Raw genomic sequence first — 18,591 nt, forward strand, 5'->3', positions numbered from 1 at the left:
CCATGCCGGCCCCCAAGGACGGGCCGCTGCTCGACGAGGAGGCCGGCCGGCTCATCCGTCCGTACACGGTGAGCGGCGGCCGTACCCGTCCAACGGCCGCGCTCGATCTGCTCTCCCTGGTGATCGCCACCGGGACCGTACCCGAGGAATGCCTCGGCCCCGAGTACACGCTGGCGCTCCGGCTGTGCCGGGGGCCGATCTCGGTCGCGGAGATCTCGGCGCATCTGGGACTCCCCGCGGCCGTCACGAAAGTGCTGCTCTCCGATCTCGTCGACTGCGGCGCGATCACCGCGCGAGCGCCCCGCAGTCATGACACACCGACCGACCGTTCCCTCCTGGAGGCAGTGCTCGATGGCCTACGACGACGGCTCTGAGGTCGACAGCCCGGACACCACCAGCCGCATCGCCGCCACATCCGGCGCCGCCCGCTCCGTACCGTCCGGCTCCGCCCCGGACCGCCCGGCACCGCTCCGCCGCCGGGCGCCCGGCGGCCCGCTCCCGACCGCTCTGAAGATCCTGGTCGCGGGCGGGTTCGGGGTGGGCAAGACCACCTTCGTCGGTGCGGTCAGCGAGATCGACCCGCTCAGCACCGAGGAACTCCTCAGCCAGGTCAGCATGGCCACCGACCGGCTGGACGGAGTGGAGGCGAAGACGACCACCACGGTCGCCATGGACTTCGGCAGGATCACCCTCGACGACCGCCATGTGCTCTATCTCTTCGGGACCCCCGGCCAGGAGCGCTTCTGGTTCATGTGGAACGAGCTCTCCGAGGGGGCGCTGGGCGCCGTCGTGCTCGCCGACACCCGGCGGCTGGAGGACTCCTTCTCCGCGGTGGACTTCTTCGAGGGGCGCGGAATCGAGTTCGTGGTGGCCGTCAACGAATTCGACGGGGCCTACCGCTACCACCCGGACGAGGTGCGGGCCGCGATCGACCTCAAGCCCCGGGTCCCCGTCGTGATGTGCGACGCGCGGCTCGCCAGCTCGGGCATCGGCACCCTGGTCACGCTCGTCCAGCACCTTCTCACCACCGCCGCGGTGCCCGCCCCGGCGCCGAGCCCGGGAGTTCCGACATGACCTATGACCCGACCGGCCATCTGCTGCTGACCCCCATCGACCGGGAGGCGCCGGTACGCGTCCGGCGGCTGCGCCAGCTCGGCTTCGGGGACCGGCCCGACCCGGCCTTCGACGAATTCGCCCACCATCTCGCCGCGGTGACCGGGGCCCCGTACTCGATGGTCAACTTCATCGACGAGAACCGGCAGTACTTCGCCGGCCTGCACACCCCCACCGGCACCCACAGCGGAAGCGATCTGACCGCGGCCGCCGCCTCCGGCGGCGAGGTCAGCAGGTTCATGGCCCGCGACCACGGCTACTGCCCGCATGTGGTGGTGCGCCGGAAGGCGCTGGTGCTGGAGGACGTCTGCGACTACCCCCGGTTCGCCGGGAACCCGGTCGTCGACGAGATCGGCATCCGCTCCTATCTCGGGGCGCCGCTGATCGACCGGACCGGGATCGCCCTGGGCACGATCTGTGTCGTCGACACCGAGCCGAGGCCGTGGGGGCGGGCGGGCCTGGAGACCATCAAATCCCTCGCCGCCGAGCTGATCGAACAGATCCACCGGCGCGAGGACGGCAGTATCTGAGCGGACGCGGACGCGGACGCGGGGGCGGCGCCGGGCGGCTCGGGGCTGTTCCCCCGGCCCTCCGCCCGGGGCCGCCCCCGCGCCGCTGTCCCCCTTCGCTTCTCCTCTTCCGCGGCGCCGGAGACGGCGCCGCGGAAGAGGCGGGCACATCACCGGACCGCCGCCGCTCCGGCCCGTGCCCTCGTCTCAGACCGCCGGCTCCAGCCTGACGACCTCGGAGAGCCGCTGCGACCACTGTCCCTTCACCTGGCCGAGTGCCACCTCCGCGAGACGGATCAGCTGGATGTCGGAGGTGCCCGCGGGCGCGAACATATGGAGCGCGTCGCGCAGATAGCGCTCGATGGGCCGGTCGGTGAAGAGCCCGGACGCCGCGTGGATCTCCATGGCGCTGCGCGCCGAGTCGATCGCGGACTCGACATTGATGAGCTTGGCGTTCATCAGCTCCGCGTCGCAGGGCAGCCCCTGATCGAGGAGGTGTACGGCGTGGTAGGCGGCGAGCCGGGCGGTCATCAGCCGCGACTGGAGTTTGCCCAGCTTCAGCTTGATGGTCGGCAGATCGTGCAGCGGCTTTCCGTAACGGTGGCGCTGTGCGCAGAACTCCCTGGTCTCATCCAGGATCGCCTGGTGGATGCCGAGTGACACGGCGGTGAGATTGGCCCGCCCGTAGAGCACGCTGGAGGAGTACGCCACCGACAGACCGTCCCCCTCTCGGCCGAGCCGGTTGCGCACCGGGACCCGGCAGTCCCGGAAGAAGAGCTCGCCGAAACTGAATCCGTGCAGCCCCAGGGCCGGAAGCTGTTCCCCCGTGCTGCATCCGGGGCGGTCGGACTCGACGAGAAAGGCGGTCAGTCCCCTGGAGCCCGGGCCGGTCCGCACCACCACCCCGTGCAGATCCCCCACATGGCTGTTGCCGACATAGACCTTTCTGCCGTTGAGAATGTAGTCGTCGCCGTCGCGCACCGCCGTGGCCGCCATTCCCAGGACATGGCCGCCCGATTCGGGTTCGGTGACGGCGATGGTCGGAAGGCAGTCGCCGGCGGCGATGGCCGGCAGCCAGATCTTCTTCTGGCTGTCGTTGCCGAAGTGAATGATTTTCGCCGCGCCGAGCTGAGACGCCTGGACCATGGCGCCCATGGCCCCGCTCACCCGGGCCAGCTCCTCGATGATGATCGTCTTGGCGAGATGCCCCGCGCCCATGCCGCCGTGGTCACGGCTGATGGTGGCGCCCAGCCAGCCCTGCCTCGCTATCAGGCGCGACAGTTCGCGGTGCACGGAGCGCGATGTCTCCATGGCGGGGATCAGCGGGCGAACCTCTCTCTCGGCGAAGTCCCGGACACGGTTCCGGAGCTGATGATGAATCCGGCTGGTGAAGTACCCGTCCATCGCGAGCCTTCCTCTGCGAAACGCCTGCTCGGGCGATTGTTCGAGCAGGTGGTGCATCGGCAGTGGTCCCCCGTCCCAGGATCCGACCACCCCGGTTCTGCCGTACGGCATTCCCCGGGGTCCCGGGTCTGCCACATGCCAACGGCGATGGATTCCCGCCGCTCCGGTGACGGGCAGTGGTATGCCGTCCCAGGGGTGCACAGTTGCGAGCTCCGGCACCACATGAAGAACCGATACGGCATAGACCAGGGCGGATGCGGCCGAGGTTGGGCCGGGTGCCCGGGAGAAAGAACCGGCCGTCCCGGCGCGTGGGAGCACCCACCGGCGTGCGGGACAACTCATGAGGTGAAGGGCGCGCGAAAGAAATGGTTCGTGACTCCGCGCCCCTGCTCTCTCGATGGGCAGTGCAACTATTTTGTCCTGGTGTGGCCGTGAATGCCGGGGAGTGCCGGGGGTCCTCCCGTCATGTTCCAGGGCGTGCGGGTGGCCGGGCGCGCGCCGTTTTCGCATCCGTTGCCCCTGGGGGACCGCCCGGGGGGCTCTCACGGCGTTCTTTCGCCGGCCGTTTCCCCGGCTCCGGACGTCCGGAAGTCGGGCCTTGCGGCCATCCGGCGGAGGGGTGCGGTGGCGCGTTTCCGGCCCCGCCGTCCGGCGGCCGGAGGGTGCGCGGACGCGACCGCACCGCCCTGCCGCGCGATGTCCCCGGCGCGGCCGGCGGGGGAGCCGGGGCCGCTGTGCGGCGGCTCCCGGGGGCTGCTCGCGGTGGAGCGTTCTCCGCTCGGCGGTCGCACATGTGAAGGGGAGAGGGGCGGGGCCATCCGATGGGCTGCGGGGCCACCGGGCCGCTCGCCGGCGCCCCGATCCGCGAGCGGACGAGCACCGCCGCCGGACCCCGTCCGCCGGGAGACCCGTGCCGCTGTGCCCTTCGTCACACCCTTCGCTCGCGGCGGGCTACCGGGGCGTCCGGGCGCCCGGAATCCCATGAGGCCCCCACCCGGCTCCGACGACCCGCCCGGACCCCCCGCCGCGTGGTGTTCGCCCGCTCGAAGGGCAGGGCCGGGCGGCTGTCGGTGCCGGGTCGTACGGTTGCCCCATGGCCACCGCTGACGATGTCCGCAGACTCGCGCTCGCCCTCCCCGGAGCGCTGGAGAAGCTCGCCTGGGGCATGCCCACCTTCCGTCTGGAGAGCGGCGGAAGGATCTTCGCCTCGCTGGACGGCGACGACACGGTCATGGGCGTGAAATGCCCCAAGGAGGACCGCGCCGAGCTGATCTCCGCGGAGCCGGAGAAATTCTTTCTGCGCGCCGGTCACGACGAGAATTTCGCCTGGCTCCGGGTCCGGCTGGACGCACTCGACGACGAGGACGAGCTGTACGCGATCCTCCTCGACTCCTGGCGCCAGGCCGCACCCCGCAAGCTCCTCGACGCCCACCCGGAGCTCGCCCCGCCGCCTCCGCCGGAGTGATCCCGCCATCCGCCCCCGCCCGGAGTGATCCCGCCGACCGCCTCACCCGGTGCGTCCGCCACCGCCGCGGGAAAGCGGTTCGTGACCACCGGCCGGAGTGCGGTATTGTTCTCATGCGCGTTCAGCCAGGGGAAAACCCCAGGTCAGACGGGCAACGGGACGTGGCGCAGCTTGGTAGCGCACTTGACTGGGGGTCAAGGGGTCGCAGGTTCAAATCCTGTCGTCCCGACCAGCGTTTTCGCAGGTCGCAGGCGGTATCGGAGAAATCCGGTACCGCCTTTCCGTCATTCCCGGGGACCACACGATCCGGCGGCGCCTTCCGGACGTCGGCACGGCGAGCCGTCGCGGACGGCGCTCTCGAAGCTGTCCCCGTGCTGGGCCTCGTGCGGGAGGGTTTCCCTGCGGTGGCCCCGCCGTGGGCGCCGAGCACCGGCTCGGCGCCGTTCCCGCCCCGCCGGGTGCCCTGGCGGACCCGGCAGGGGTGAGCGCCGGCGGCGGGCATTCCTCGATCGGGCCGCTCGCTGTCGGCACCGCCCGGCCACCGGAATCAGCACCGGCGCGACGGCTGCCGCGGCCGCCGTCCGCCGAGACGGTGCCTCTCCTCGTACGCGCCCCCGAGGAGTGGCAGCACTCCGCCGGCCGCGATCCGCCGCCACTCCGTGCCGAGCAGGTCCGCGTGCTGGGTGGTGCCCGGTGTCGTGTGCCCGGTGTCGGGACCGTCCCACGGGGCCCGCGGGCGCGGCGCCGTATCCGGCGTGGTGGTCGTCGTTCCGTACCGGCGGCACGCGCGCGACTGCGGCAATCACCACGAGCTGTCCCGCGGAGGTGAGCGACCGGGCGCCCGCAGCCGGCCGCTGAGACGGTTCCGCGATGACTGCGCGGGGCCGCGACCGGCAGCCGTAACCGGGGGACGGGGCTCGGGCGGTGCGGGGACCCGCGGGGCTCAGGGAGTGCAGACGACTCCCGTGCACTGGGCCGCCTGACCGTTGCCGGAAGCCTTGTTGGTTCCGCCGTCGACATTGGCCGGGTCGGCGATGATGCCCCAGCCGCCGTTGGAACGGGTGACGTTCGCCCGGAGGGTGTGGACGTTCTTGGCGACATGGATGCCGTCGCCCTTGTTGGCGGTGGCGATATTGCCGACCAGTGAGTTGCCGGTGCCGGAGGGCGCGCTGCCGGTGATGCGGATGCCCGCCGAGCCGTTCCGGTCGGTTCGGTTGAGTTCGACGGCGTTGTTGAGCGACAGCTCCAGGCCGATGCCGTCCCCGGTGGTGTCGTTCGCGGTGTTGGAACGGATCAAGTTGTTGTCGGAGCCGCTGAGCTGGATGCCGCCGGTGTTCTCGCTGACGTTGTTGCCGAGGATCCTGGAGCTGTGGGCCGCCTGGAGGAAGACGCCGCTGTCACCGCTGTTCCGGAGGTCGTTGGAGAGGAGCCGGTTGCCGGTCGATCCGGAGATGATCACCCCGGCGTCCGAGTTCCGGGTGGCGGTGTTGCTCTGGAGGAGGTTGTGGTCCGCGCCGAGGCGGATGACGACCCCTCCGTCACCGCTGCCGCTGATGGTGTTGGTCAGCAGGGTGTTGACCATGGAGGCTTCCAGTACCACCCCGGCCTGTCCGCTGTCGGTGATCCGGTTGCTTTCGAATCGGTTGTCGGCGGAGGACTGGACGAAGACTCCTCCGCCCTGGTTGAAGCTGATCGTGTTGTCGATGATCACATTGCTGTTCGATCCGCCGGTGAGGGTGACACCCGTGTGGGACTGCCGCTCGATCAGGTTGCCGCGTACGCGGTTGTTGGCGCCGGCGCCATGGAGCGTGACACCGGAGAATTCATTGTTGCGGATGATGATTTTCTCGACGAGATTTCCCGATGAGCCGGGATCGAGTCGTGTTCCGTAGTCGAACTGCTCCACCCGGGCGGGAGCGGTGCTGCTATTGGTGATGATGGTGTTGTCGAAACCGTTGTTGCGAATTCCGGTGCCCAGGCCGACGCCGTCGACGGTGTGGCCGTTGAGGTCGACGGTGATGCCGCCACTGCCGATGATCAGGCCGTCGCCGGGGCAGTTGAGCAGGTCGGCGACGAGAACCACGCTGGTTGTGACCGTCTGGCCGCAGGAGAGCGGCGCGAGGGCCGCGGCGGGCGATGTGGCGTGTGCCGTCGGTGCGGTAAGGAGCACACCGCACAGCGCGGTGACTCCGGCCGCCGCGCACCACATCGCGGCCCTGTTTCCGGGAATGCGGATCATGCCGATATCCCTTTCGTCGTGGAGGAGCGGGCGGATGGCCGGCCCTTTCCACCACACAGCGTCAAACGGCGCCGGGGCAAAGGCAATGCGACGGCAAAGAATGACCAGAATTCCCATTCTCGCGGCTGGGCACTTCTCCGGTCGGCTCACCGGGTCGCCGACGGATACGGGGTGGCCTCCGGTCCGGGAGAGGGGAGCGTTTCGGCGACGCCCTGGTGGGGACGGGAGGTCGCCGGCGACCGCGGCCGCCCGGCCCCGGCCGGGGCCTCGGCGATCATTCCTCCCGTGCCGCCGGTGGCTCGGCAGGGGTCATCGGGGGCGGGCCGAACAGGACCGCCCGGGCCACGGACGGGGCGAAGAGAGCGGTGATGGGAGCGGAGAGGGTCAGTACGGAGCGGAAGGCGCGTCCCACGACGGGATCGCCGGGGTAGCGTGCCTGGACGCGCCGCAGATACCAGTCGGCGGCGCGGTCCGCCGGCCCGGTACCGACCGCGGTGCCGATCGCGCCGGGCATCTTGCGGTCGGCCCCGGCGGAGATGTCCCACGCCTGCCGGGACGCCGCGAGAAGCGCCCGCTGCACGCGGCGCGTCCCGGGAGTCCGGCGCGGATGGGCCAGCGCGTCGCGCAGGGCGACCGCACTCATCGCGGCGACGGCCATGCCCTGCCCGTAGACCGGGTTGAAGGTGCACAGGGCGTCGCCCGTGGCGAGGAACCCGGCCGGATGGCGGGCGGCCAGGTCGTAGCGGCGGCGGATGTTCGTGGACTGCCGGAAGCCGAACGCCGGTGAGAGAGGTTCGGCCTTGTCCAGCCACTGGTGCAGGAGCGGATGCGGGAGCTTCCTCGTGTACGCGTCGAAATCCATGTCGGCCGTGGGCGGTTCGTCGCCGCGCAGTCCCGAGACAATGACGAGGTGGGTGCCGTCCTCCAGTGGCAGCACACCGCCCGCGTGGGTCTGGGCCGGGCTGGGATAGACGTAGTAGCCGGCTGTGTCGCCGTCCAGGAATCCGCTCGGCCCGCGGTAGAGGCGGGACGCGTACGCGAGCCCCGTGTCGATGGTCTCCTCGTGGGGGGCCTCGGCCCCGATCGCCGTGAGCCACTGCGGGGCCTTCGTGCCGCCGCCCGACGCGTCGACGACCAGGTCCGCCTCAAGAGCCCGGTGTTCCCCGCGGGCGTCGCCGGCGCGGTCCCGGAGCAGTACACCCCGTACTCGCGAGGCGTCACCGAGAAGCCCGGTCACATCGGTCCCCTCCACCGCGCTGATCACCGGATTGGCGAGAACGCGCCGCCGTACCAGCCCTTCCAGTTGCGCGCGGGAGCCGGTGTGGATGTGCGTGGTCGCGGGCAGGCGCCGGAACCAGCGTCTGTCCTGCCACAGCACCAGGTCCGACGGCATGCCCACCCGCGGTGCGCCCGCCGCCTCCAGTTCTCCGAGGAAGCCGGGCAGCAGTGACTCCAGCGCCGACTGCCCGCCCTCCAGCAGCACATGCGGATGCCGGCCCTGCGGTACCCCGGGCCGTGGCTTCACGCCCTCCGGGAACCTGTCGCGCTCGACGACGGTCACCCGGTCCGCGTGGCCGGCGAGGACGTGCGCCGCGAGGAGCCCGGCGAGGCTGCCGCCCACGACCACCGCATGCCGATCGCCACGGCTGCCGCTTCCGCCCCGACGACTCTTTTCCCCGGCAGAGTTCACTGATCCGTCCCTCTGATCGCTGGATGGCCTTCCCGCGTGGCGTACCGGCAGTGTTCGCGCCCGCCCCCGCGTGGTCAATGAGGCCAATCCAGTGCTGTTCCGGGCGACGTTGGAGGTGATCTCCGGGAGTGGACAGCGGGATTCCCGCGGCAGGTGACCAGGTCCGCGATGTGATCGTTCGCTGTCCGAACCCGATCGGCGCTGTCCGCCCCTTTTCGCTCTCGCGACGAGTGCGGCAGGCCGGGCGGCCGGAGCGGGGACCGCGGGACGACCGGCGGCTCGGCCGGCTCGCCTCGCCCGCGGCGGCGACACCGTGCCCGGAGCCGTCCGAAGTGGTTCCCGCCCCCGCGCTGTTCGGCGTTCACGTCCAGGTTGTCCGCGGCGGACCGGATCCTGTGTACCCGCCGGCCGATCCGCCGGAGCCGCTGCCGACGGTCCACCCGGCCGTGGCGGGCAGCCGCACGCGTCCGCCCGCCATCCGGAGCGCTCCTCCGGCACCGGATGGCGCGGCCCGGGACCCCCGTACCCGGTCCGCGCCGTCCGGCCGTCCACCGCGTGCGCCCCGGACTCGCCGGACCGCCGTGGCGGAACCCCCGGGCCGTTTCCCACGGATCTCGCCGGGCCCGCCGAGCCGGCCCGATCCGTGAGAAACGCCCTAGAACTGCCCCCGGTTCAGAGCGGTCTGGAGGGCCCGTATCGTGGCGGGCCCCCACGCCCCGTCCACCGTCAGACCCGCACCGGTCATCCGGTTGAGGTGGGTCTGCAGCGCCCGGTACGTCCCCGGGCCGGCGGCCCCGTCGACCACCAGCCCGGCACCGCTCCAGGCGTTCAGATGACGCTGGAGGCCGCGGACCGAGTTCGGGCCCCACGCACCGTCCGCGGTCACCCCGATGGCCCGCTGGGTCGCCCTGATGGTCGCCGGTCCGAAGCTCCCGTCGACCGTGAGACCGGCACCGTTGTCCACGACACCCGCGTACGCGGCTTCGGTGGCGGGTCCCCAGAGGCCGTCGGCGCCGACGCCCACGCGGGCTTGGAGCCAGCGGACTCCGGCGGCGGTGTTGGGTCCCCAGGCGCCGTCGACGACGAGGGCGGGGGTGTGTCCGAGGCCGTTGACGGCCTGCTGCTGCGCGGCGACCGGGCGTACCGAGGTCATCCCGCCGCCACCGCCGCCCGTGCCCCCGCCGGCGTTGCCCGCGTACGCGGCTTCGGTGGCGGGTCCCCAGAGGCCGTCGGCGCCGACGCCCAGACGGGTCTGGAGCCAGCGGACTCCGGCGGCGGTGTTGGGTCCCCAGGCGCCGTCGACGACGAGGGCGGGGGTGTGTCCGAGGCCGTTGACGGCCTGCTGCTGTGCCGCGACCGGGCGTACCGAGGTCATCCCGCCACCGCCGCCGCCCGACCCCCCGCCGGAGCCGCCGATCGATCCCGTGCCCCCGTGCACCGGCAGGGTCGTCGCGGACATCCCGCCCTGCACCCACGCCCGCAGACCGGCGCCGGGGCACTGGGTCGACTGCCCGGAGAGCCCGCCGTGCCAGGTCCGGTCGAGGGTCCGTCCGGCGCCGGAGCCGGCCGCCTCGTACAGCGCGCGGATCGCGGAGAGCGCCCGCGGGGTGGCGTCGCCGTCCTGCCCGATGAAGCAGACCCCGATGTGTGTGCTGTTGTGACCGGTGGCGTGGGCGCCGACGACATCCCAGCCGCGCCCCTCGTAGATCCGGCCGTCGCGGTCGACGAGGAAGTTGTATCCGATGTCCGACCAGCCGCGTGAGTCCATGTGGTAGTTCTGGATCTGCCGTACGGTCTGGCCGGCCGCGCCCGCCGAGTAGTGGACGGTGAACCCGGTCCGGGAGGACATCGGAACCCGTGTCACCTCCGTGGGGGGACGGGCGCCCCACTGGGCACGGGTGTAGGCGAAGAGCGGCTGGTTCGGCTTGGGCGGGAGCGGGGTCTCCTCACCCGTACCGGTCGGGTGGAAGTCCCCCCGCCGCACATAGGGCTGGAGCTTCCCGGGGCAGTCGGTGGAGGCGACATCCAGGTGCCCCCTGATCGTGGGGCCGCCGTCGTGGCGTGCCTGGAGCCACGCGATCAGCTCCCGAATGGCGGACACCATCTCGCCGTGGACCGGGTCGTCCGAGCCCATCATGGCGCAGATGGCGAAGTGGTTCTGGTTGGCGCCCGGCGTCTCGGTGTCGTTGGCCGCCGACCGCACCATGGGCCCGCGGCCCTCGAAGACGATTCCGTGGTTGCAGACGAGGTAGTTGTACGAGATGTCGTCGTACACCTCCAGATCCGGGCGCCACAGGGGCGGGTCCATGTGCGACCGCTGGACGTCGCGTACATGTGCGTAGCAGTCGTCGTGACGGCTCTGGAGCTTCAGCCCGCCACCGAGGTGGTGAATGACGAATCCTCCGAGCCAGGGAGTGAAGGAGGCGGTCTCGGGCTTCTTGCGCGGGCGGGCGTGCCACTCTTCGCGCCTGACGATCTGAACCATGGCGGTGTTCTCCGTGGGAAGGTCTGCTGGGTGTCGGGGTGGGAGCGGCTCAGCCGCCGATCACGCCTCCGTCGTCGCGGCGCACGGTGATCGTGGCCGAGCGCGGCCGGCCGTCCGGCCGGTGGCCGGGCCAGCCGCTGACGGCCCGCGGGTCGGCGGGTGTGGGCGCTCCCCAGGCCGCCGTGGCGGAGCCCGGGTGCTGGATGTTGACGAACAGGGTGCGCCCGTCGGGCGTGCCGCTCACCCCGGTCACCTCCGCGCCGCGCGGCGCGGTCAGGAACCGCCGGATCTCCCCGGTCGCCGGGTCGGCGACCAGCAGCGCGTTGTTGCCGAGGTTCTCGTGCCCGCGCTCCGCCAGGTGCTGGGAGTGCGGCGAGACGCCGGTGCTGATCCACAGCAGTCCGGCCGGGTCGAGATGGAGGCCCTTCGGCGAGCCGAACGCGTTGGACGAGTCGAGCCGCACCGACGGGTCGTGCGCGGGGTCGCCGCCGAGGACGAAGACGTCCCACCGCAGCCCCGTCCCGCCGTCCGGGTCGTCGTGCATGCGGATGATGTGCCCGTACGGATTGGCGTCCCGGGAACCCGCGTCGCCGCCGAAGCCGCCGGCGCTGTTCGCCAGCGCCGCGAACACCTCACCGGTGCGCGGGTCGACGGCGATCTGCTGCGGCCGGTCCATCCGGGTCGCCCCGAGGGCGTCCGCCGCCTCCCGGGCCCGCAGCACGATGTCGGCCTGGTCCCGCCAGCCGTGCGCCGCGGTGAGGGTGCCGCGGCCGTGGACCAGCGGCAGCCAGCGGCCGGTGCCGTCCTCGTCGAACCGGGCCACCTGGAGCACCCCGTGATCGAGGGGGCTGCGGCCCTCGGCCCGCTCGCGGCGCCAGGGACGGCCGCCTGTGAAGCGGTAGAGGTAGCCGCCGTCCTGGTCGTCCCCGCTGTACACGGTGACCCGCCCGTCCCGGGTCTCGCCGACCGCGGCGGCGGAGTGGTTGAACCGTCCCAGCGCGGTCCGCTTGACCGGCGTGGACCCGTTCAGCGCGAGCGGGTCGACCTCCACGATCCAGCCGAAGCGGTGCGGTTCGCCGGGCGAGCGGGCCAGGTCGAACCGGGGGTCGGCGCGGTGCCAGCCGTGACCGTGGTCGAGCGCGCCCAGACCGTACCGGCGCTGTGTGGCGGTGGGACGCCAGCGCGGGTCGTCGGTGCCGAACCAGCCGTTGGTGTTCTCCTCGCAGACGAGATGGGTCCCCCACGGCGTGGCCCCGTGACCGCTGTTGCTCAGTGTGCCGACGGGCTCCGCCGTGCTCTCCAGCGCCGGGTGTCCGGTGGCGAGGGGGCCGCTGAAGACCACGGGGGTGGTGCCGGTGAGCCGCGCGTTGCGGGGCGAGCCGACCGGCTGCCAGTTCCCGTCGCGGCCCCGGCGGACCTCGATCGCGGTGACTCCCTGTGCCGCGAGACCCTTGGCCACCCGCGCCGCGGTGACCGCCCGGCCGCCCCCGGGCTCACGGCGGTGGAGCAGGACGGGGTCCACCGACTCGTGGTGGATCACGAGCATCCCGTGCCGGTCCCCGCCCGCGCCCCCGGCCAGCGGCAGATAGCGCAGCCCGCTGTGGTGGGACCCGATCTGCCGTGCCTGGTCGGCGGCCGAACCGCCGCCGTCCGGCCGCCACCGCGGACCGTCCGGGAGCAGCGGCGCCCCCCAGGGGGCGAGCACTCGGGTGCTGTGACCGGCCGGTACGACGACCCGGTCCGCGGTACCGGCGGGTACGGGGCGGAACGCGTCGCGGAGCCCGCGCCCGGCGGGCCGCGCGAGCGCCGCCGCGGCCGGTGCCAGGGCGAGGTGTGCCGCGGCGATCGCCGCGCCGAGCACGATGTTCCGGCGGCTCGTGCGTGCCGTCAGCACATCGCGGAAGTCCCGGGCGCTGTGCCGGGGCGGGGTCGTGGGTGGCAGGGCGTCGTCCACCGTGCAGCTCCTTGTCACTGGGGCGTCCCGCGCGGCGGTCACGTCGCCGGGGCGCGGCGGCCATGGCTCCGGCGCACCGGCCGCGGGTGATCACCGCGGCGGGGTCCGCGGGATCCGATCTCCCCTGAACCTAGGGGAAACCGCAGCTCACAGCGGTCATGAAGCGTCCCAGGGACGTCCCGTGACAGCCCGTCGGCGCGGTGGGACACCGGTGAACCGGGCGGGGGGACGCCTCCGGAGCGGACGGGCGGCCCGGAGCCGGCGGCCGTACGGACACGGGCTCCGCGCCCGGGTCGACGCCGTGGCCGTCGGACCACGGCTCACGGCTCACGGCAGGACGGGTGCCGCCCGTTCCGGCCTCGGCGCCGACCCCGCCCCGTCCGCCGTTCCGGTGCTGTCGGCTCCCGTCGCGGTCGCGGTCGCGGTCGCGGTCGCTGTGGCTGTCACTGTCTGCGTTTCGGCGCACGCCATCTCGCGCTGCCGGGGGATGGCCCCGCAGACCGTCATCGCGGCGAGCGGCGCCTCGGGGGAGACGGCGAGCATCCGGGTGTAGGTGTCGTTCTCGAACCGGATCGTCGCGTCCAGCTCCTCGCCCCGGGCGTCCTTGATGATCACGCGGTCGCCGACCGTGCCGCCCTCGATCCGCCCCCAGACCGACTGGCAGGCGGCGCTGTAGCGGAGTTGGATGTGCATGCCCCGCAGCCAGGTGGCCTGGGTGGTGGTCGCGTCCCACTGGCAGTCCTTCGCCTGCGGGTCGTGGCGCAGACAGGTGTCGGATCGGCAACCGATCCGGATGACCTCCTCCTTGAGCTCCATGCGGGGTGAGCCGCTCGCCGCGGTGTCCCGGCCGCCGGGGGCGCCGGAGGATGTGTTCCCGTGCATCGCGTTGGAGACGAGCAGCGCGGTGGCGACCGACCCCAGGACCGCGCCGAGCGCGACATAGCCGACCACGGTGAGCCGCCGCCGCCACGCCGGCGGGATCGCGGGGAAGCGTGCCCGGCCCGGTTCGGCACCGGTGGGTTCTCCGGCGGCGGCACCGGCGGCGGCACCGGCGGCGAGTGCCGCCGCGCCACCGGGGGAGTGCGCGTCGGCGGGAGTCCCGTCGGCCGGAGTCCCGTCGGCCGGGACGTCGCCGGCCGGGGCTTCGGTCGCCCGCTTCAGCAGGGCGAGCAGCGGCTCCGGGTCGTCCCCCGTGACGGCGGCGAGCTGTTCGACGGCCACCCGGGTCGGCAACTGCTTCCCGTTGAGGAAGCGTTCCCAGGACGACCGGCTGTAGTGCGTGCGGTGGGCGAGCCGCCCGAAGCTGAGCTGAGCCGTCTCCCTGATCCGCCGCATCTCGCGGAGCAACTGATCGCGCGCGGCCTCCGCCCGGGCGTGGCTGTCCTGCTGATCGGTCATTCGAGTGAATCCCCCCGTGGTTCCCGCCGGGGCCCGTCTCGTACCGGGGCCGCGGCGGGAACCAGATTAATGCGGCGGGAACACGGATCGACGCGAGGGGACCGCCGTACGCGCGACTGGATCGCGCCGGGGCGGGGGCCTGTCGGGGCAGCCACCCGCGCCGGGCGCTGGGACACCGGGTTCCCCGTGCCGTGGGGATCCTGCTTCCCGGGCCGCGAGACCGAAAGCGCGGGGTGGTGCCGCGCAGCACGGCGGTGGAGATGCGCCCAGCCTCAGTGCGGGACGCCGGGTCACGGCACGATTGCTCCGACCGGTTGAATCCGAGGAGGGCTCACGCCCACCGCCGCGCGAGCGGGCACAGAGTGAGACCACCGTCCGGGCACGGCCTCGCCCGCCCGTGACACGCCGTCGTGTCGAATCCGGTCCGATCACCCCGCTCGGGCCGGAAGCACAGCCGAGAGGAACAGCACCCGTGAGTGAATGGCAGCCGTCCGAGACATTCCGCAGCACGTCGGGCGAGGTCCGCTGGGGCAGCCTCGGACAACCCGGCCGGGATCCGGTCGTACTCCTGCACGGAACACCGTTCTCCTCATACGTCTGGCGCGCTGTCGCCCGCTCACTCGCCCGCGGTCACCAGGTGTTCGTGTGGGACATGCCCGGTTACGGGGCATCGGAGATGTCCGCCGGCCAGGACGTCTCCCTTGCCGCCCAGGGCAGGGTCTTCACCGAGCTTCTGGCGCACTGGGGCCTGGAAGAACCCCTGGTGGTCGCCCACGATTTCGGCGGCGCCGTCGCCCTGCGGGCGCATCTGCTGCACGGCGCCCGCTATCGCGCGCTCGCTCTGGTCGACCCGGTCGCGCTGGCGCCGTGGGGGTCGCCCTTCTTCCGGCTCGTCGGTGAGCACTCCCAGGTCTTCGAGCGACTGCCGCCCGCGCTGCACCGCGCCCTGGTGCGCGAGTACGTGACGTCGGCCAGCAGTTCCGGCCTCCACCCGGCAGTCCTCGACCGGCTCGTCCAGCCCTGGCTCGGCGACCCCGGCCAGGCGGCCTTCTACCGGCAGATCGCCCAGGCCGACCAGCTCCACACCGACGAGGTGCAGGACCGCTACGGCGAGATCGGCATCCCGACGCTGGTGTGCTGGGGCCGGGACGACACCTGGATTCCGCTGGAGAGGGGACAGGAGCTCTGCGCCCGTATCCCGGGCGCGCGCCTCGAACCAATCGCCGGTGCGGGCCATCTCGTCCAGGAGGACGCGCCCGCCGAGCTCACGGCCGCACTCATCGCCTTCCTCCGGGACCCGCGCCGGCGCCCCTGAACCCGGTGCCCCCGCTCACAGCTGAAAGCGAGTAGGTACCCGGCCCCCGCGGGCGCGAGGAGGGGCGCGGCCCGTGCCCGCCCGCGGGCCCCGGCGCGCGGCGGCTCTGACCGTGCCCCGGGACGCACCGCGCGTCGCGGTGGCCGGAGCGGTGGTAGGAATGGACCACTGCCGGACGGATCGCCAAGTGCCTTGTGGGGTTGTCGAGTTGTCTGAGGAAGCGGAGCGGGGGCATCGGCCGTACGGCCGGGGCGGGCGCCGGGGCTTCGGTGTACCGGTGTATCTGTGCACCGCGTATCTGGCCCGATTCGCCGACGAGGGCATGCCGATCGCGCTGGCGCTGCTCGCGATCCACCGCACCGGCAGCGCGGTCGAGGGAGCCTATCTCCTCACCGCCTGGATGGTGCCGCACGTCCTGACCGCCCCGCTGACCGGAAGCCTGGCCGCCCGGGTGCGGTATCCGCGGCTGTTCCACGCGGGGGCGCTCGGCGTCTTCGCGGCGGCGATCGTCGTGCTCGCGTCGGTGGTCGGCAGGGCACCCTTCGCGGTGGCTCTCGTGGTGGCCCTGGCCGGCGGCAGTTGTGGGCCGATCGTCACCGGCGGGCTCTCCGGACTGCTGTCCGGCCTGCTGCCCCGGGGGCCGGCGCGACAGCGCGGGTACGCCCTGGACGCGGCGACCTTCAACGCGGCGGCCGTCACCGGGGCAGCGGCGGTGACCCTGGTCGCGGAGGTGGCGACACCCGTCGCCGCCGCGGTACTGCTGGGCGCCGGAGCCGCTGTGGCCGCCCTCCTGGTGGCCGCCCTGCCGTACCCGCCGACGACCGCCCGGCGCGCCGGCCGGCCCTCGCTCGCGGCGGATCTGTGGTCCGGGCCGGCAGCCGTCTGGCGGATCGCCGAGCTGCGGGCGATCACCACGGCGACCGTGATCGCCTTCGGCGGCATCGGAGGGCTCGCGCTGACGGCGGTGCTTCTGGTGAATGACCCGGCCGCCACGGCCGGAGGCGCGGGAAACGACTTCGCCGGCGGCTATCTGATGACCGCCTTCGCCCTGGGAGGGCTCGCCGGTTCACTGGCCCTGGCCCGGTGGCAGCCGTTCGCCACAGGGCAACGGCTGGTGGTCTGGACCCTGCTGGGCACGGGCGGGGCGCTGGCCGCCTCCGCGCTCATACCCTCCTTCCCCGTGCGCGTGGCCCTGTTCGCGCTCGCCGGTCTGTGCGACGGGCCGCTGCTCGGCGCCACCCTGCGCATCCGGGCCGACCACGCGCCCGCCGCCGTACTGCCCCAGGTCTTCACGATCGGGGCGGGACTGAAGATGTCCGCGGCGGCCTGCGGCGCGGCGCTCACCGGGGCGGCCGCCGGGCTGGGCGCCCCGTACCTGCTGCTGGCCATCGCCTGCCTCCAGTTCGTCGCGGCGCTCCTGTACGTGCTGATGCGCGGCCGAGGAGACCGATCCTCGGAGACCACCGCCGGGTCCGGTCACCCGGGCGGACACTCCCGCTCCTGAAGCTCCGCACCTCCGGGCTTTCTCCGTCGGGCGGATCGCCGGAGGGGCGGGGCGGCACCGGCCTCACCGCCGCGCCCGCGCCGACAGCCACGATGTCCGACTCCTCTCCGTCATGACTCACCGACGCCGTCGGCCATGCCGGCCGCGAGCGTGGTGCCGTCAGCGGGGTCGATCAGCAGGAACGACCCGGTACGCCGCGAATCGGCGTAGTCGTCGAGGGCCAGCGGCTCCGCTGTCCGTATGACCACCCGCCCGATGTCATTGGCGACGAGCCGGCCGGGGGCCGGGTGCTGGGAGAGGTCGTCCAGGGTGAGCCGGGACGGTATCGCCTTGACGATCGCCCTGACGGTGCGGGTGGTGTGCTTGAGCAGCACCCGCCGGCCCACGGTGAGCGGTTCGTCGGCGACATGACACACAACAGCGGTGATGTGCCGCGAGGTGGCGGGCGCCGACGTGCTGGGCGCGATCAGGTCGCCGCGTGAGACATCGATCCCGTCCCGGAGCCGCACGGTCACCGACTGAGGTGCCCGCGCGGTGTCCACGGCCTCGCCGAGCGCGTCGATCGCCTCAATGGTGCTGGTGCGGCCCGAGGGGAGGACGGTGATCTGTTCGCCGACCCGGAGGGTGCCCGCGGCGATCTGGCCCGCGTACCCCCGGTAGTCCGGATACTCGGCTGTCTGCGGCCGGATGACGTACTGGACCGGGAAACGCGCATGCGCCGTGCTGAGTTCGGGTGCGGTGGGGACGGTTTCCAGGTGTTCCAGGACGGTGGGGCCGCCGTACCAGTCCATGTGGGCGGAGGGTTCGACGACGTTGTCGCCGGCGAGGGCGGAGATGGGGATCGCGGTGATCTCCGGTACGCCGAGTTCGCGGGCGTAGGTGGTGAATTCCTCGGCGATGGCGGCGAAGACCGGCTCCGCGTACTCGACCAGGTCCATTTTGTTGACGGCGAGGACGACGTGGGGGACGCGGAGGAGGGCGGCGATGGCGGCGTGGCGGCGGGTCTGTTCGACCACTCCGTTGCGGGCGTCGACGAGGACGACGGTCAGCTCGGCGGTGGAGGCGCCGGTGACCATGTTGCGGGTGTACTGCACGTGTCCGGGGGTGTCGGCGAGGATGAACCGGCGGCGGGGGGTGGCGAAGTAGCGGTAGGCGACGTCGATGGTGATGCCCTGCTCCCGTTCGGCGCGCAGGCCGTCGGTGAGCAGTGCCAGGTCGGGGGCCTCCTGGCCGCGGGAGCGGGAGACGCTCTCCACCGCCTCCAGCTGGTCCGTCAGTACCGATTTGGAGTCGTGCAGGAGCCGGCCCACCAGGGTGGACTTGCCGTCGTCGACGGAACCGGCGGTCGCGAGACGCAACGTATCGATAGTCATCTAGAAGTACCCTTCGCGTTTGCGGTCTTCCATCGCGGCCTCGGACATTTTGTCGTCGGCGCGGGTCGCGCCCCGTTCGGTGAGCCGGGAGGCGGCGATCTCGGTGATGACCGCTTCGAGGGTGGTGGCGGCGGAGTCGACG

At 72.6% G+C, this 18,591-nt stretch carries 13 protein-coding genes, 1 tRNA gene and 1 pseudogene; 7 read left to right on the forward strand and 8 right to left on the reverse strand.

The window, feature by feature from the left end:
• Positions 1 to 2: 2 nt before the first annotated feature.
• The 3 genes from AAFN69_RS12700 to AAFN69_RS12710 are packed head-to-tail and all read left to right on the forward strand — an operon-like array spanning position 3 to position 1,643.
• On the forward strand, positions 3 to 374 hold the full coding sequence (locus AAFN69_RS12700) for a DUF742 domain-containing protein (RefSeq protein WP_347728509.1): 372 nt from the start codon (positions 3 to 5) through the stop codon (positions 372 to 374).
• A complete protein-coding gene (locus tag AAFN69_RS12705) occupies positions 352 to 1,074 on the forward strand; it encodes an ATP/GTP-binding protein (RefSeq protein ID WP_347728510.1) in 723 nt (240 codons plus the stop codon). Before AAFN69_RS12700 ends, AAFN69_RS12705 begins: the two co-directional genes overlap by 23 nt.
• Positions 1,071 to 1,643 carry a GAF domain-containing protein gene (locus AAFN69_RS12710; RefSeq protein ID WP_347728511.1) on the forward strand — a complete coding sequence of 191 codons (573 nt, stop codon included), beginning with the start codon at positions 1,071 to 1,073 and terminating at the stop codon, positions 1,641 to 1,643. Before AAFN69_RS12705 ends, AAFN69_RS12710 begins: the two co-directional genes overlap by 4 nt.
• A gap of 186 nt (positions 1,644 to 1,829) precedes the next feature.
• On the opposite strand, the gene AAFN69_RS12715 is transcribed toward AAFN69_RS12710, so the two are convergent.
• Positions 1,830 to 3,026 carry an acyl-CoA dehydrogenase family protein gene (locus AAFN69_RS12715; protein ID WP_347728545.1) on the reverse strand — a complete coding sequence of 399 codons (1,197 nt, stop codon included), beginning with the start codon at positions 3,024 to 3,026 and terminating at the stop codon, positions 1,830 to 1,832.
• A 1,093-nt stretch (positions 3,027 to 4,119) separates the two neighbouring features.
• Between AAFN69_RS12715 and AAFN69_RS12720 the strand changes: the two genes are divergently transcribed.
• The gene (locus tag AAFN69_RS12720; RefSeq protein WP_347728512.1) at positions 4,120 to 4,491 is read left to right on the forward strand and encodes an MmcQ/YjbR family DNA-binding protein; all 372 of its coding nucleotides are present in this window, start codon (positions 4,120 to 4,122) and stop codon (positions 4,489 to 4,491) included.
• A gap of 155 nt (positions 4,492 to 4,646) precedes the next feature.
• Positions 4,647 to 4,723, forward strand: a tRNA-Pro gene (locus tag AAFN69_RS12725).
• A gap of 711 nt (positions 4,724 to 5,434) precedes the next feature.
• On the opposite strand, the gene AAFN69_RS12730 is transcribed toward AAFN69_RS12725, so the two are convergent.
• The 5 genes from AAFN69_RS12730 to AAFN69_RS12750 form a co-directional block, all read right to left on the reverse strand.
• On the reverse strand, positions 5,435 to 6,730 hold the full coding sequence (locus tag AAFN69_RS12730) for a NosD domain-containing protein (protein WP_347728513.1): 1,296 nt from the start codon (positions 6,728 to 6,730) through the stop codon (positions 5,435 to 5,437).
• Positions 6,731 to 7,004: 274 nt separating this feature from the next.
• Positions 7,005 to 8,351 (reverse strand): FAD-dependent monooxygenase, encoded by a 1,347-nt coding sequence (locus AAFN69_RS12735; protein ID WP_347728514.1) that lies wholly within the window; start codon positions 8,349 to 8,351, stop codon positions 7,005 to 7,007.
• Between the two features lie 724 nt (positions 8,352 to 9,075).
• Positions 9,076 to 10,905 (reverse strand): N-acetylmuramoyl-L-alanine amidase, encoded by a 1,830-nt coding sequence (locus AAFN69_RS12740; protein ID WP_347728515.1) that lies wholly within the window; start codon positions 10,903 to 10,905, stop codon positions 9,076 to 9,078.
• Positions 10,906 to 10,954: 49 nt separating this feature from the next.
• Complete coding sequence (locus AAFN69_RS12745) at positions 10,955 to 12,859, reverse strand: PhoX family phosphatase (RefSeq protein WP_347728516.1); 1,905 nt, start codon at positions 12,857 to 12,859, stop codon at positions 10,955 to 10,957.
• 327 nt (positions 12,860 to 13,186) lie between these two features.
• Positions 13,187 to 14,257: a helix-turn-helix domain-containing protein gene (locus tag AAFN69_RS12750; protein ID WP_347728517.1), complete on the reverse strand. Its 1,071-nt coding sequence runs from the start codon at positions 14,255 to 14,257 to the stop codon at positions 13,187 to 13,189.
• Positions 14,258 to 14,729: 472 nt separating this feature from the next.
• On the opposite strand from AAFN69_RS12750, the gene AAFN69_RS12755 reads away from it, so the two are divergent.
• Together AAFN69_RS12755 and AAFN69_RS12760 are read left to right on the forward strand one after the other, a co-directional pair.
• Complete coding sequence (locus AAFN69_RS12755; RefSeq protein ID WP_347728518.1) at positions 14,730 to 15,572, forward strand: alpha/beta hydrolase; 843 nt, start codon at positions 14,730 to 14,732, stop codon at positions 15,570 to 15,572.
• A gap of 277 nt (positions 15,573 to 15,849) precedes the next feature.
• Positions 15,850 to 17,076, forward strand: a complete 1,227-nt coding sequence (locus AAFN69_RS12760; RefSeq protein WP_347728519.1) for an MFS transporter — start codon at positions 15,850 to 15,852, stop codon at positions 17,074 to 17,076.
• A gap of 110 nt (positions 17,077 to 17,186) precedes the next feature.
• On the opposite strand, the gene AAFN69_RS12765 is transcribed toward AAFN69_RS12760, so the two are convergent.
• Complete coding sequence (locus AAFN69_RS12765) at positions 17,187 to 18,449, reverse strand: GTP-binding protein (RefSeq protein ID WP_347728520.1); 1,263 nt, start codon at positions 18,447 to 18,449, stop codon at positions 17,187 to 17,189.
• Positions 18,450 to 18,591: pseudogene (locus AAFN69_RS12770) on the reverse strand (sulfate adenylyltransferase small subunit); the annotation flags it as partial.

This window comes from Streptomyces sp. CAU 1734 (assembly GCF_039888735.1).
Lineage (GTDB): Bacteria > Actinomycetota > Actinomycetes > Streptomycetales > Streptomycetaceae > Streptomyces.